The 13236-nt window shown below is 43.8% G+C and carries 13 protein-coding genes; 12 read left to right on the forward strand and 1 reads right to left on the reverse strand.

The annotated features are described in order from the left end of the window. The 5 genes from lepB to pgeF all read left to right on the forward strand — a co-directional run. A partial coding sequence (gene lepB / locus DXB73_RS14820) for a signal peptidase I (protein WP_243103999.1) occupies positions 1-1869 on the forward strand: 1869 nt, incomplete at its 5' end. A 21-nt stretch (positions 1870-1890) separates the two neighbouring features. Next, the gene (locus DXB73_RS05830; RefSeq protein WP_022025119.1) at positions 1891-2655 is read left to right on the forward strand and encodes a ribonuclease HII; all 765 of its coding nucleotides are present in this window, start codon (positions 1891-1893) and stop codon (positions 2653-2655) included. An 8-nt stretch (positions 2656-2663) separates the two neighbouring features. Continuing rightward, complete coding sequence (locus DXB73_RS05835; RefSeq protein WP_118690422.1) at positions 2664-3002, forward strand: EscU/YscU/HrcU family type III secretion system export apparatus switch protein; 339 nt, start codon at positions 2664-2666, stop codon at positions 3000-3002. Between the two features lie 137 nt (positions 3003-3139). Continuing rightward, a complete protein-coding gene (locus DXB73_RS05840; RefSeq protein WP_022025121.1) occupies positions 3140-3499 on the forward strand; it encodes a YraN family protein in 360 nt (119 codons plus the stop codon). 14 nt (positions 3500-3513) lie between these two features. Further along, positions 3514-4452, forward strand: a complete 939-nt coding sequence (gene pgeF, locus DXB73_RS05845) for a peptidoglycan editing factor PgeF (protein WP_118690423.1) — start codon at positions 3514-3516, stop codon at positions 4450-4452. On the opposite strand, the gene DXB73_RS05850 is transcribed toward pgeF, so the two are convergent. Further along, positions 4430-5617 (reverse strand): ribose-phosphate pyrophosphokinase, encoded by a 1188-nt coding sequence (locus DXB73_RS05850; RefSeq protein WP_347474512.1) that lies wholly within the window; start codon positions 5615-5617, stop codon positions 4430-4432. The two genes, pgeF and DXB73_RS05850, sit on opposite strands and share 23 nt — an antisense overlap. Before the next feature lie 274 nt (positions 5618-5891). Here DXB73_RS05850 and DXB73_RS05855 point away from each other — a divergent pair, with 274 nt between their 5' ends. The 7 genes from DXB73_RS05855 (at position 5892) to DXB73_RS05885 (ending at position 13228) form a co-directional block, all read left to right on the forward strand. After that, positions 5892-6962, forward strand: coding sequence for an FKBP-type peptidyl-prolyl cis-trans isomerase (locus DXB73_RS05855; RefSeq protein WP_147354464.1), 1071 nt, complete (start codon positions 5892-5894; stop codon positions 6960-6962). Between the two features lie 76 nt (positions 6963-7038). Beyond that, entirely contained in the window at positions 7039-8358 is a 1320-nt protein-coding gene (gene der, locus DXB73_RS05860) for a ribosome biogenesis GTPase Der (RefSeq protein WP_118690473.1), read from the forward strand. Between the two features lie 22 nt (positions 8359-8380). Then, positions 8381-9025, forward strand: a complete 645-nt coding sequence (gene plsY / locus DXB73_RS05865) for a glycerol-3-phosphate 1-O-acyltransferase PlsY (protein ID WP_243034660.1) — start codon at positions 8381-8383, stop codon at positions 9023-9025. Beyond that, a complete protein-coding gene (locus DXB73_RS05870; RefSeq protein WP_118690425.1) occupies positions 9018-10031 on the forward strand; it encodes an NAD(P)H-dependent glycerol-3-phosphate dehydrogenase in 1014 nt (337 codons plus the stop codon). Before plsY ends, DXB73_RS05870 begins: the two co-directional genes overlap by 8 nt. 109 nt (positions 10032-10140) lie before the next feature. Further along, positions 10141-10473, forward strand: a complete 333-nt coding sequence (locus DXB73_RS05875) for a hypothetical protein (RefSeq protein ID WP_118690426.1) — start codon at positions 10141-10143, stop codon at positions 10471-10473. Between the two features lie 68 nt (positions 10474-10541). Then, positions 10542-12407 carry a TIGR03960 family B12-binding radical SAM protein gene (locus tag DXB73_RS05880; RefSeq protein WP_022025130.1) on the forward strand — a complete coding sequence of 622 codons (1866 nt, stop codon included), beginning with the start codon at positions 10542-10544 and terminating at the stop codon, positions 12405-12407. Positions 12408-12424: 17 nt separating this feature from the next. Continuing rightward, positions 12425-13228: a TIGR03936 family radical SAM-associated protein gene (locus DXB73_RS05885; protein WP_118690427.1), complete on the forward strand. Its 804-nt coding sequence runs from the start codon at positions 12425-12427 to the stop codon at positions 13226-13228. Positions 13229-13236: the final 8 nt, after the last annotated feature.

The following is a 13236-nucleotide window of genomic DNA, read 5'->3' on the forward strand; positions in this document are numbered from 1 at the left end:
GCAGAAGAAGCAGCCAGACTTAAGGCAGAACAGGAAAGAAAGGCAGCAGAAGAAGCTGCTTTAGAGCAGCACCGGCATGAGTTGGAGCTGCAGAATAAATTACAGCAGCAGCGGGCAGAGACAGAAGCGTTAGCAAGAAAACAACAACAGTTGGAAGAAGCGGAAGCACAACGTATTGCACAGGCACAACGAGAGGCAGTTGCCAGAACTCGTGCTAAACTACAGCAGCAGCGACAACAGGAGCTTGCAAAACAACAAGAAACATTACGTCAACAGGAGCTTGCAAAGCAGGAATCAATCCGAAGACAGGAATTGGAAAGACAGAGAGAGGTTCAGGCAAGGCAGGAGGCAATGCGGCTTCGGGAGCAGGAGAAGCAAGCAAGACAGCTTGCGGCGAAACAGGAGCAGCTTCAGCGTGAGGAAGAGGCGAGAGCGCATACTGCAGCAATGGAACAGGCACGTCAGCAGATGGAAGTGCAGAGTCGGAGACAGGCAGATCAGGCAGAACAGCTACGATTGCGCATAGAAGCACAAAAACAGCAGACGGAGCAGGAACAACTGCGTATAGAACAGGAACAGCAGCAGAGAATACAAAAACAGCGTGAGGCAGAAAGTGCTGCACGTGAAACCTTTATACAGAGCAATAGCTCTTTGGCAGCAGAGCGTCAGCGTGCAGCGATGGAGGCAGAAGCTGAAGCAAGAATACTACAGGAACGTGCAGAGGAGCTGAAACGTCAGGCAGAAGTTGCAGCCTTGGAAGCGCGTATTCATCAGCTTGAGCAGGAATCTGCGAGAGCCAGAGGAGAGTATGCTGCAAGTTATGGTACACAGAGTGCGACACAACAGCCGGTATATACTGATCCGCTTGCACAGAGCAGGATACAGCAGCCGGTGTATATTGATCCACATACACAGAACAGGACACAGCAACCGGTATATACTGACCCTCGTACACAAAATACAGCGCAGCAGATGTATACAGGAACCAGTGCATCTGGCTATCCGGGACAGACGCAGACTGCGGCAGGTAGTGTCAGTAAGCAGAAATTATCTGAGAAACAGATCAATGAAATCTTTGCTCAAGGATTAGAGAAAGAGCGTAAAGAATCACGTGCAAAAAGAAATGCATTGATTCAGCGGCAGGCAGATAAAGAAAATGCCAGAATTCGTCAGGAACGTGCAGAGAATGGTGTGAAACCACCGGTAGAGCGTGTACTTGATATGGTAAAGGCCGGTAAGGACAAAGCGGTCGATATTCTATCGGATGTGTTCCATACGGTGAAAGAAAAGTCCGAAGATCCAGAGTTACAGGAACAAAAGACGAAAGCTTCACGTTTATTTGGAAATCTTTTAGTCATTGCCATCTGTGTATTTATTGCATATTGTGTTGCATCAGTTGTGACCTCTTTCGTTGCAAATCCAACGAAAGTAGAAGGCGAATCCATGGAATCTACGTTGACCAATGGGGATACAGTATTGATCCAGAAAATGAGTTATTATTTTGGAGATCCCAAACGGTATGATGTCGTCGTATTTCCGGTGCCTTACTACAATTCGGATACCAAATACATTAAGCGTGTTATTGGACTGCCTGGAGAGACAGTGCAGATCATAGAGGGAAAAGTATATATTAATGGCAAAGAATTAAAAGATGACACTTATGGAAAAGATAAAGTGATCGATGATCCGGGAGATGCGGTGGAGCCGATCACATTAGCGGATGATGAGTATTTTGTACTGGGAGATAACCGTAATATGAGTACGGACAGTCGAAGCAGTTATGTAGGGCTGATAAGGCGTAAAAGCATTATCGGAAAGGCTTGTGCACGTATTTTCCCACTCTCAAAAATGGGAGGCATTGCCGGGTAAGATAACAGTAAGGAGGAGCTTATGAGTGATATCAAGTCGATCGCACAGATCAAGCAGGAGTTTGAACAGTCAGGTGACGACAAAGAGGCTCTTTATGTGCAATATGCCGGAGATTCCCGGAAAGGGGTTCAAAATCTTATTACAAAATATCAAAAAGAAGCGCAAAAACTTGTGAAAGAGCGGGAACGCTTAGAGACAATGCGTTTTTTTGAACATAAATACAGTGAATATCATGCGATCTGCGGGATCGATGAGGCGGGCAGAGGTCCGCTTGCCGGTCCGGTAGTAGCCGGAGCAGTGATCCTGCCGGAAGATGTGGAAATTTTATATCTGAATGATTCTAAAAAATTATCGGCTGCGCGCAGGGAAGAATTGTATGAGGAGATCAAGGAAAAGGCGATTTGTTATGGCGTAGGGATTGCATCGCCAGAGCGGATCGATCAGATCAACATATTACAGGCAACATATGAGGCGATGCGGGATGCTATAGCAGCTTTGATGCCGGCACCTGATCTGTTGTTAGTAGATGCCGTGCACATTCCGGAGGTTGAGACGAAACAGGTGGGCATCATCAAAGGAGATGCCAAAAGTGTTTCTATTGCGGCGGCAAGTATCATCGCAAAAGTAACAAGAGATCATATGATGATGGAAATGGATGCATTATATCCAGAGTATGGATTTGCAGGTCATAAGGGATATGGGGCAGCAAAACATATTGAAGCAATTAAAAAGTATGGACCCTGCCCGATCCATCGCAGAACATTTATTAAGAATTTTATGGAGTGAGATGGCTTATGGAACAAAAGCATCAGGGGAAAATTTATGGGCGTGATGTCATGAAACAGGTGCGGAAACGTTCGGCTGTTGCATTGGAATACGAACCGGAAAAAGATCGTGCGCCAAAAGTGGTTGCCAGTGGACGCGGGTACGTGGCAGAGCGTATTTTGGATACTGCCAGAGAGCATGATATCCCGGTACATCAGGATGCAGGGCTGACGAAGAGTCTGGAGAATGTTGAGATCGGTGAGTTTATACCGCCTGAGCTGTATCAAGTGGTAGCGGAAGTGTTGGTATTTGTAGATTCTATGGATAAGATCAAGGGTAAATGGGACGTTGATCGCTTGAAGAAGTAAGGTCACCAGTAAAAGAGATGTTTGTCATTTGAAGAAGCAGGTGCATTAGTCAAAGGGATGTATATCATTTGAGACAGAAAGTGCACCAGTAAAAGAGATATTTGTCATTTGAAGAAGTAAGGTCATGGGTGGATTTAATGGGAAAGAATAATCGTCAGATAGGATCAAAATATGAGCAGCTTGCAGCGGATTATTTGAAAAAGCAGGGATATTGCATTGTAGAACGTAATTATTATACCCCCTATGGAGAAATTGATATTATAGCACAGCAGGATGAAGTGCTGGTTTTCGTGGAGATTAAATATCGCAGCAACCGTCGTTATGGTGCAGCTACGGATGCGGTAGATCATCGCAAACAATGGAGAATCAGTAAATCTGCAATGTATTATTATGCCTATCATGGCTATGAGGAACAAAGACCTTGTCGTTTTGATGTGATCACAGTGCAGGGGAGTGCGGTAACGCATATACAAGATGCATTTGATTACTGCGGCTAAAAAGGAGGAAAATAATGCGAAAAAAATGGAGCAGAGAAGCTTTTGAGAAAAAGTTTGGTAGTGTAGAATGGAGTCAAAATAAAAATACACCGGAGGCTAAGGAATACGAACGTATGTCATCGCAGTACTCGACATATATGGAAATACAAAATGGCATCCCAGTGCTGCGATTTTCTTGTTTTGATCCTTGGAAAGACTGGATGGGGGCAGCGTTTTCGACACGGTTAGGTGGTGTTAGCGAAGGGTATTTATCCAGTATGAATTTTGGCTGGAAACAGGGAGATGACCTGGAAAATGTAAAAGAAAATTACCGTTTGTTTGCCGGGGCGATCGGTGTCAGCGCAGATGACTATGTATTTTCGGATCAGGTGCATGATACAAAGGTAGTAAGTGTTACAAAAGAGCATACGGCAGGACCGGAATTACACAGGAAACTTCAGGGAATAGATGGTCTTATTACGGCAGAAAAAAATGTTGTTCTTGCAACATCTTATGCAGACTGTGTTCCATTATTCATTGTGGATCCGAAGCACCGCATTGTAGCCGCGTCTCATTCCGGCTGGCGGGGAACAGTTGGTCAGATTGGCCGCAAAACAATAGAAATGATGGTTCAGCAATATGGTTCAGATCCGAAGGATATGGCTTGTGTCATTGGACCATCGATCTGTCAACAATGTTATGAAGTAAGTGAAGATGTAGTGAGTGCACTAAGCTGCGTATATGCAGAAGATCAGATGCGTCAGATTGCTGAACCGGGTAGAGAACCGGGCAAATATCAGTTAGATCTCTGGGCAGCCTGTTATGAAACATTAAAAGAAGCAGGTGTTCCTCTGGAGTCGATCCAGGTATCCGGAGTGTGCACCTGCTGTCATAAAGATCTGCTATTTTCACACCGTGCAACTGCCGGCAAACGTGGCAATTTGAACGGATTTATTTGGAAGAAATGTTCTTAGAACGTTCTTCTAACAATTCCTGAATACGCTTTGTTGCATTCATAATGTCATTGACAGATGTGTCGTGATTAAGAGTATCAATGATGAGTGCAATGTAACGGCTCAGATCTACGTTATGATAATAAGGACGTTCCTTTAGAGCGGAAGGGCAGTAGCAAAGGTTTGTTGTGTAAATATGATCAAATACCTTTTCTTTGTATGCCTGATCAAGTTCCTCCAGTCCGTCATTGAATAAACCAAACGTTGCACAGATAATAACGCGTGCAGCGTTTCTTTTTTTGAGTTCTTTGGCAACTTCCAGTACTGTTTTGCCGGAAGCGATCATATCGTCCACAATGATCACATCTTTGCCGGAAACATCATTACCAAGGAATTCCATGGAGATCACAGGATGCTCTCCATTCACCAGTGTAGAATAGTTGCGGCGTTTGAAAAACATACCCATATCGACACCAAGCTGGTTGGAATAAAATACCGCACGGCGCATACCGCCCTCATCCGGGCTGATCGTCATTAAATGTTCATTATCCACAATAAGATCCGGCATATCATTTAGGATTGTCGAGATAAATTGATATGATGTGAAGAAATTATCAAATCCGTTGTTAGGGATGGCATTCTGGACGCGATTGTCATGCGCGTCAAAAGTAATGATCGTTTCAACGCCCATGCGGATCAGTTCCTGCATTGCCTGTGCACAGTCTAAGGATTCATTGATCAGACGCACGTGCTGTCTGCCTTCATACAAATATGGCATGATCACAGTGATTCGTCTTGGATGTCCGCTGCAGGCCATGATGACACGCTTTAGATCCATAAAATGATCATCGGGTGACATATGCGTCTTATTGCCATGCATATCATACGTCTCATGATAGTTGACAGTATCCGATATAATGAACAGATCGCTTCCTCGGATCGATTCGTTGACGACAGCACGTCCTTCTCCGGTCCCGAAGCGAAGACATTCAAAGTCAACCAAATAGTTGTCGATGGAATAATCTGATGTCATAAAATCCGGTTTGTTTGAAGCTGCAAGAGCTTCTTTACGTCTTGCAATGATGATCTCATTTACTCGTTTACCGATTTCACTACAGCCACCCATTGCCACGATCTTAAGTGGAGCGAGAGGCATTGCATCCTGTAATTTTCTGTTTGCCATGATCTTATTTCTCCATTCTGTAAATAACCGATTTTATTCTAATGTTCTGCTCACGATCCTGTCTGGAGAGAACAAAGAATTGTCCTATAAAAATATACCGTGTTTTAGTTTTTCAGTCAATAGACTTTCTTTTTTGGTCGTTTTATGGTATAACGTAGAGTGTTGTATATTGTGACAAAGTGTTTTTTGGATCGAATTTTGTTCTAAAATAACAGGAAAATATACGGTTTGAGAGATAAATCGTGGATTGGTAAAGGCCAAAATAAGGAGGAATATTGTGAGAAATTTAAAGAAGTATTTTGCAACTGCACTGTGCGTTGCATTGTGTGTAACAACATTAGCAGGATGTGGCAAGAAAAAGACGACAGAGCAGAAGGTGGAGAATATTGATTATCAGAAAGCGGTTACTTTGACAGAATACAAAAAAGTTACGCTCAAAAAAACAGATATTGAGTCAAAGCTCAAGACGCAGATCGATCAGTTGTTGGATCAGAATAAAACGTATGAGGCTGTGAAGAAAGGAACGGTAGCAAATGGAGATACGGTCAATATTTTCTATGTAGGAAAAGTAGACGGTAAAGCATTTGACGGTGGATCTTTGACAAAAGATACCAACCCATCCGGTTACGATCTTACGATCGGTTCTAATACGTTTATTGACGGTTTCGAAAAGGCATTGATCGGTAAGAAGATTGGTTCAACCTGTGACATTAAGCTTACTTTCCCGGAGAAGTATTCGGTCAATTCGGATCTTGCAGGAAAGCCGGCGGTATTTACGGTAACGATCAATTCTAAGCGTGGTAAGGCAAATGTGCCAAAGTTTGATGATACATTTGTAAAGAACAATGTGTCCGGTTATAATACAGCCAAGGAGTATCAGGCAAAACTTCGCGAGGATGTTGTAAAAGATATGGCATGGGACAAAGTTGTATCGGATTCCAAGATTTCCAATTATCCAAAGCAGTTGATCGAGGATAACAAGACTCGTCTGGAAACTGCTTTAAATACGTATCTGAAACAGCAGAATACGACATTAGAGGATTATATTTCAGCACAGAATATGACAAAAGACAGCTATGAATCACAAAAAGAGCAAACTGCTAAGGATGCAGCCGGTGAAGAAGTTGTTTACAATGCAATTGCTGAAAAAGAGAACCTGGAAATTACGAACAAAGAGTATAAAAGCGAGTTGGACAAGCTTTTAACGAATACCGGAAGTAAGAATGAGAAAGAATTGAATAAGACATTTAAGTCTTATTATGGATTTGATGCGAAAACAATTGTAAAGAAAGATCTTTTACGTGAGAAAGTACTCTCTTATCTCGTAAAGAATGTTGTTGAGCAATAATGCAGTGATTGTGTCGGAGCACACTTGACACAGAGGTTGTAATGCATGGAAAATGTGTGCAGAAATGAGGAAAGATATGAGTAAACCAATTGTGGCTATCGTTGGAAGACCAAATGTTGGTAAGTCAACGCTGTTTAATATGATCGCCGGAGAGCGGATCGCAATTGTCAAAGATACGCCAGGTGTAACAAGAGATCGTATTTATGCGGAAGTTAGCTGGCTGAATCATAATTTTACATTGATGGATACCGGTGGTATTGAGCCGGAGACAAGCAATCAGATGCTGCGCAGCATGCGAGAACAGGCGGAAATGGCGATTGAAATGGCTGATGTCGTCATGTTTGTCGTAGATGTGCAGCAGGGTGTTCTGGATGCGGATTATAAGGTGGCTGATATGCTGCGCAAGGCGCACAAAGATATCGTATTGGTTGTTAACAAGGTAGATAATTACGACAAGATGCTCCCGGATGTCTATGAGTTTTATAATCTGGGAATTGGGGATCCACATCCTATCTCCTCTCTGAATAAGATGGGACTGGGTGATATGCTGGATGAAGTAACCGCATTGTTCCCAAAAGATCTGGAAGAGGAAGAGGATGAGAGACCGCGTATCGCAATCGTTGGTAAGCCCAATGTTGGTAAATCCTCTTTGATCAATAAACTGTTAGGAGAGAACCGTGTGATCGTATCGGATATAGCCGGTACGACTCGTGATGCGATCGATACTGACATCTGCTGGGAAGGTAAAGACTATGTGTTTATTGATACAGCGGGACTCAGACGCAAAAATAAGATCAAGGAAGAAATTGAGCGATATAGTATTTTGCGAACGGTATCGGCAGTAGAACGTGCTGATGTGGTCGTGCTGATGATCGATGCCGAGGAAGGCATTACGGAGCAGGATGCCAAGATTGCAGGTATTGCACATGACCGCGGACGCGGTATGATCATTGCGGTTAATAAATGGGATGCCATTGAGAAAGACAATCATTCGGTTAAGAAATTTACCAATGAAATCCGCAATACATTATCGTTTATGCCGTATGCGGAGATCTTATTTATCTCGGCCAAGACCGGGCAGCGTATTCCAAAGTTGTTTGATGCATTAGAGACGGTAATCCAGAATCATTCGATGCGTATTGCTACCGGAGTGGTCAATGAGATCTTGATGGAGGCAGTTGCCATGCAGCAGCCACCTTCAGACAAAGGACGCCGTTTGAAGATTTACTATATGACGCAGGTGAGTGTGAAACCACCGACTTTTGTTGTCTTTGTAAATGATAAACGGCTAATGCATTTTTCGTATACCCGTTATTTGGAGAATAAAATACGAGAAGCGTTTGGCTTTGCAGGAACGCCACTGCGATTTCTGATTCGCGAGCGCAGTAAAAAATAAAAGTGATTAGGAGAGGTAAAAGATGATGTTGTACCGTATCATTTGTCTGGTGATTGGTTATTTTTGCGGATGTATATCCAGCGGTTATTTTGTTGGCAAACTGTATCATATGGATATTCGAACAAAGGGAAGCGGTAATGCAGGAACAACGAATGTGCTTCGAACACTCGGTAAGCTTCCGGCACTTATTACATTTGTCGGCGATTTGGCAAAAGCAATCGTTCCCATTGTGATCATCCGCTGTCTGTTTCAAGGTGAAGAAGCCTATTTATTATGCTTATACCTTGGTTTAGGCGTTGTTTTAGGACACAATTTTCCATTCTATTTAAGATTTAAAGGCGGTAAAGGAATTGCAGTTACGGCGGCCGTTGTATTATCGGCAGCCAATCCGATCATGATACCGATCGGTCTTGCGATTTTTATTATTGCAGTCGCTATAACACGGTATGTATCAGTGGGATCATTATTTGTAGCCTGGTATATCCCGGTGAATACATTGGTATTTCATTGGCTGGATGGAAAGAATCCGTTGTTTTTACATATGATGATCTTAAGTTTATTATTTACCGTGTTGGCTTATGTGCAGCACAGACAGAATATTGTCAGGCTGTTCCATGGTACGGAGAATAAGATTGGGGCAAAAAAGGAGGAGAAGGTAAATGAGTAAAGTAAGCTTTTTGGGGGCAGGCAGCTGGGGTACTGCTCTGGCAATCATGTTAGCACAAAACGGACATGATGTTACTCTTTGGTCAAAAGTGCAGGCTGAGGTGGATATGCTGCAGCAGCACAGAGAACATATTCATCGTTTGCCGGGTGTGAAACTACCGGATTCTATTGTTGTCACTTCAGACTTAAAACAGGCCTGCGAGGGCAATGATCTGATTGTCTTTTCGGTAGCATCTCCGTTCGTTCGTTCGACGGCAAAAGAGGCAGCAGTTTATATACCTGAGGGACAGCGTGTTGTCAATGTTGCAAAAGGTATTGAGGAAGATACGTTGATGACATTGTGTGATATTATCAAGCAGGAAATTCCGTGTGCAGAAGTTGCTGTTTTGTCCGGACCAAGCCATGCAGAGGAAGTTTCGATTGGAATGCCGACAACCGTTGTGGTAGGGGCGAAGACGAAAGAGTTCGCCTGCTATCTGCAAGAAGTTTTTATGAACGATCGTTTTCGAGTATATACCAGCTCTGACATGATCGGCATCGAACTTGGTGGCTCAATCAAAAATGTGATTGCCTTAGCGGCGGGTGTCAGTGTGGGACTTGGCTGTGGTGATAATACCATGGCAGCGTTGATCACCAGGGGAATTACCGAAATTGCCAGACTTGGAATTGCGATGGGAGGACGTTTGGAAACGTTTGCAGGATTGTCAGGTATCGGTGATCTGATCGTTACTTGTACGAGCAGACACAGCCGCAATCACAACGCAGGTGTATTGATCGGTAAAGGCTATACGATGGACGAAGCGATGAAAGAGGTTAAACAGGTTGTAGAGGGTGTTTATTCGGCGAAAGCGGCAAAGAAACTAGCCGAGAAATATCAGGTCAGCATGCCAATCGTATCAGAAATCAATGAGGTGCTTTTTGGAAATCTATCAGCAAAAGACGCGCTGGCAAATTTATTGACGAGAGATCGCTGCGAAGAGTATCCAAACGATCCATGGCAGCAATAAATCCGACACGTGCGCAGTATCCAACTGTTGTATTGCAGTGGAAATAGGAATATCTGTGCCGGTTGTCTCATATATACTATCAAAAGTGATCAGTGTTGGAGAATATGTGATGAGACAGCAGGAATATAAAAAACAGAATAAGGTTGTTTTAGAGGGGATAGAACCGGTAGAAAGCCGGGAGGAACGTCTTCATATGGCTCGACAAGCATTTGGCCGGGAAAATATGACATATGAAACGGCAAAACGCTCTGAGCATCCCGGTCGTCTGCTCCGGTTGGTGACGGCAGGGGTGCTTTTTAGTATAGCAGTGTGCTATTGTTTACAAAATGGTTCTGTTTTTGGGTACGATAAGGAGTGGATTGAGCAATGTCTCATGGATAATCACTTGTGGGAACAGGTGTCAGATGCTGTTGCACAGGGCATAAGTCAATTTACAAAATAAAAGTATAGGATACAAAGAGGCGGGATTTTTACCGGTGAACGTCTTTTTGTCAAGAAATGAGGATGAACATGAGAAAACTGGCATTGAGCGATGAGGTACTTTTGTCGGTGGAAAAACCGGCCAGATATATTGGCGGCGAGATCAATATGGTGAAAAAGGATCCCTCAAAAGTTGATATACGTTTTTGTATGTGTTTCCCGGATGTTTATGAGATTGGTATGTCACATCTTGGGATTCAAATATTATATGATATGTTTAATACGCGAGAGGATATATACTGCGAGCGTGTCTATTCACCATGGGTGGATCTGGATAAGATCATGCGGGAGCAAAAGATCCCGTTGTTTGCATTAGAGTCACAGGATCCTATCAAAGAATTTGATTTTTTAGGGATCACGTTGCAGTATGAAATGTGTTATACCAATATTTTGCAGGTGTTAGATCTTTCACAGATACCGCTGAAAGCAGTCGATAGAACGATGGAGGATCCTTTTGTGATTGGTGGCGGCCCATGCTCGTATAATCCGGAACCGATTGCAGACTTTTTTGATATGTTTTATATCGGAGAAGGAGAGACGGTATATTTTGATCTGATGGATGCGTATAAAGAATGGAAAAAGACCGGTGAAGACAGGGTGGCATTTCTCAAACGTGCGGCACAGATCCCGGGCATTTATGTGCCGATGTTTTATGAGGCGAGTTACAATGAGGATGGAACATTGGCAGATTTTTATCCGATCTGTGAAGAGGCACCGAAGAAAGTGATAAAGCAGGTGGAGGACAAGATGTCAGACACCTTTTATCCGGAGAAACCGCTTGTACCTTATACCAAGGCAACACAGGAACGTGTCGTATTAGAGATTCAGCGCGGCTGTATTCGCGGATGCCGATTTTGTCAGGCGGGAATGCTGTATCGACCGATCCGTCCGCGCAGCTTGGAATTTTTGAAAGATCATGCCAGAAAAATGTTAGAATCCACGGGGTATGATGAGATCTCCTTAAGTTCCCTCAGCTCCAGCGATTACAAGGAACTGCCGGAATTAGTATATTGGCTGATCGATGAATACCGGGACAAAGGGGTAAATATTTCGCTGCCGTCTTTGCGTATTGATGCGTTTGCGTTGGATGTAATGTCGAAAGTACAGGATATTCGCAAAAGCAGTCTAACGTTTGCACCGGAGGCAGGATCACAGCGTATGCGTAATGTGATCAACAAAGGTTTGACGGAAGAGGTGATCTTAAAAGGTGCTATGGATGCGTTCCGCGGTGGATGGAATCGAGTAAAACTGTATTTCATGTTAGGACTTCCGGGAGAGCAGGAAGATGACATTGCGGGGATCGCAGAGCTGTCAGATAAGATTGCCAGAGAATATTATACGTTGCCGAAGGATCAGAGAAACGGCAAAGTAAACATTGTAACGAGTACGTCGATCTTTGTACCAAAGCCTTTTACACCGTTCCAATGGGCACCGATGAATACAAAGGAGCAGGCGAAGGAAAAGCGTTTCTTTTTGTTGGACAAGATCAAAAATCAGCTTAATGCAAAGAGTATCAAATATAACTGTCATGATGCGGATGTATCGGAGTTGGAGGGTGTGTTTGCCAGAGGAGACCGCAGACTGAATGATGTGATCCTTCAAGCATATCAGGATGGCTGTTTCTATGATGCGTGGAGCGAGTATTTCCACTATGACCGCTGGCAGAAAGCAATGGAAGATCATGGGCTCACCATGGCATTTTATAATGGAAGAACGCGTGACGAGGACGAGCTGTTTCCGTGGGATTTTATTGATATTGGAGTAACGAAGGAGTTTATGCTGCGGGAATATAAACGATCTCTGGCGGAAGAAGTGACACCAAACTGCCGTGCAAAATGTGCCGGCTGTGGTGCTGCAAAATTTGGCTGTGGTGTCTGCGTTGAGGCGAGAAATTAGAAAGGAACGGGAAATAGATGAAGACCAGAATTAAGTTTTCCAAGTGTGGATCGATGCGTTTTGTTGGACATTTGGATGTTATGCGTTATTTTCAGAAGGCTTTTCGACGTGCGCAGATCCCGGTCAGTTACAGTCAGGGATTTTCACCGCATCAGTTGATGTCTTTTTCTTCACCGCTTGGTATCGGATTAAGCAGTGACGGAGAGTATATGGATCTGACGCTGGATCAGGTGGAAGATGCTGACAGGATCGTAGAGCAGATGAATGAGCAGATGAATGAGGAAATCCGGGTTCGGGATCTTACCATCTTAAAGGATGATGCAAGACCGTCGATGGCAATGTTAGCGGCCTGTGATTATATGATCGCAGCCAAACCGGACAAGACTTCCTTTTTGGAGAGAGTAGATCTGGAGGAGCTGGTGCACCGCTTTATGGAGCAGACTTCGATCACGATCCTCAAAAAGACCAAGCGTTCGGAGAAAGAAGTGGATATTCGGGATAATATCTATCACTTATCAACTGGTTTGGAGCAATTGCAGGGGCATACCGGTATGAAGTACGAAGAGAGCTGCCTGGAGGGGTCTGCGTACCGCCCGCTGCTCTATATGCAGCTTACAGCAGGCAGTGTGGTAAATATAAAACCGGAGCTGGTCTTAGAGGCGATGGCGGCATTTGCCGGAGATACCTTTTCGTTTTTGGATGTTCAGATCCATCGACTGGAAATGTATGGTGATGCAGATGGCAAAAAAGGCGAGGTGCATACGTTTTCTTCAGAAACACCATGTCGTTTGCTGCCTTTGTCCGAATACGATAAAGCATAAAAGGTGAA

Origin of the sequence: Clostridium sp. OM05-6BH (assembly GCF_003481635.1) — a bacterium.
GTDB lineage: Bacteria > Bacillota > Clostridia > Lachnospirales > Lachnospiraceae > Butyribacter.

Coding starts and splice junctions, on each gene's coding strand:
- DXB73_RS05835 (WP_118690422.1), top strand. CDS start 2,664: ATGGAACAAAAGCATCAGGGGAAAATTTATGGGCGTGATGTCATGAAA.
- DXB73_RS05870 (WP_118690425.1), top strand. CDS start 9,018: ATGAGTAAAGTAAGCTTTTTGGGGGCAGGCAGCTGGGGTACTGCTCTG.
- der (WP_118690473.1), top strand. CDS start 7,039: ATGAGTAAACCAATTGTGGCTATCGTTGGAAGACCAAATGTTGGTAAG.
- pgeF (WP_118690423.1), top strand. CDS start 3,514: ATGCGAAAAAAATGGAGCAGAGAAGCTTTTGAGAAAAAGTTTGGTAGT.
- DXB73_RS05885 (WP_118690427.1), top strand. CDS start 12,425: ATGAAGACCAGAATTAAGTTTTCCAAGTGTGGATCGATGCGTTTTGTT.
- DXB73_RS05840 (WP_022025121.1), top strand. CDS start 3,140: ATGGGAAAGAATAATCGTCAGATAGGATCAAAATATGAGCAGCTTGCA.
- DXB73_RS05830 (WP_022025119.1), top strand. CDS start 1,891: ATGAGTGATATCAAGTCGATCGCACAGATCAAGCAGGAGTTTGAACAG.
- DXB73_RS05880 (WP_022025130.1), top strand. CDS start 10,542: ATGAGAAAACTGGCATTGAGCGATGAGGTACTTTTGTCGGTGGAAAAA.
- plsY (WP_243034660.1), top strand. CDS start 8,381: ATGATGTTGTACCGTATCATTTGTCTGGTGATTGGTTATTTTTGCGGA.
- DXB73_RS05875 (WP_118690426.1), top strand. CDS start 10,141: ATGAGACAGCAGGAATATAAAAAACAGAATAAGGTTGTTTTAGAGGGG.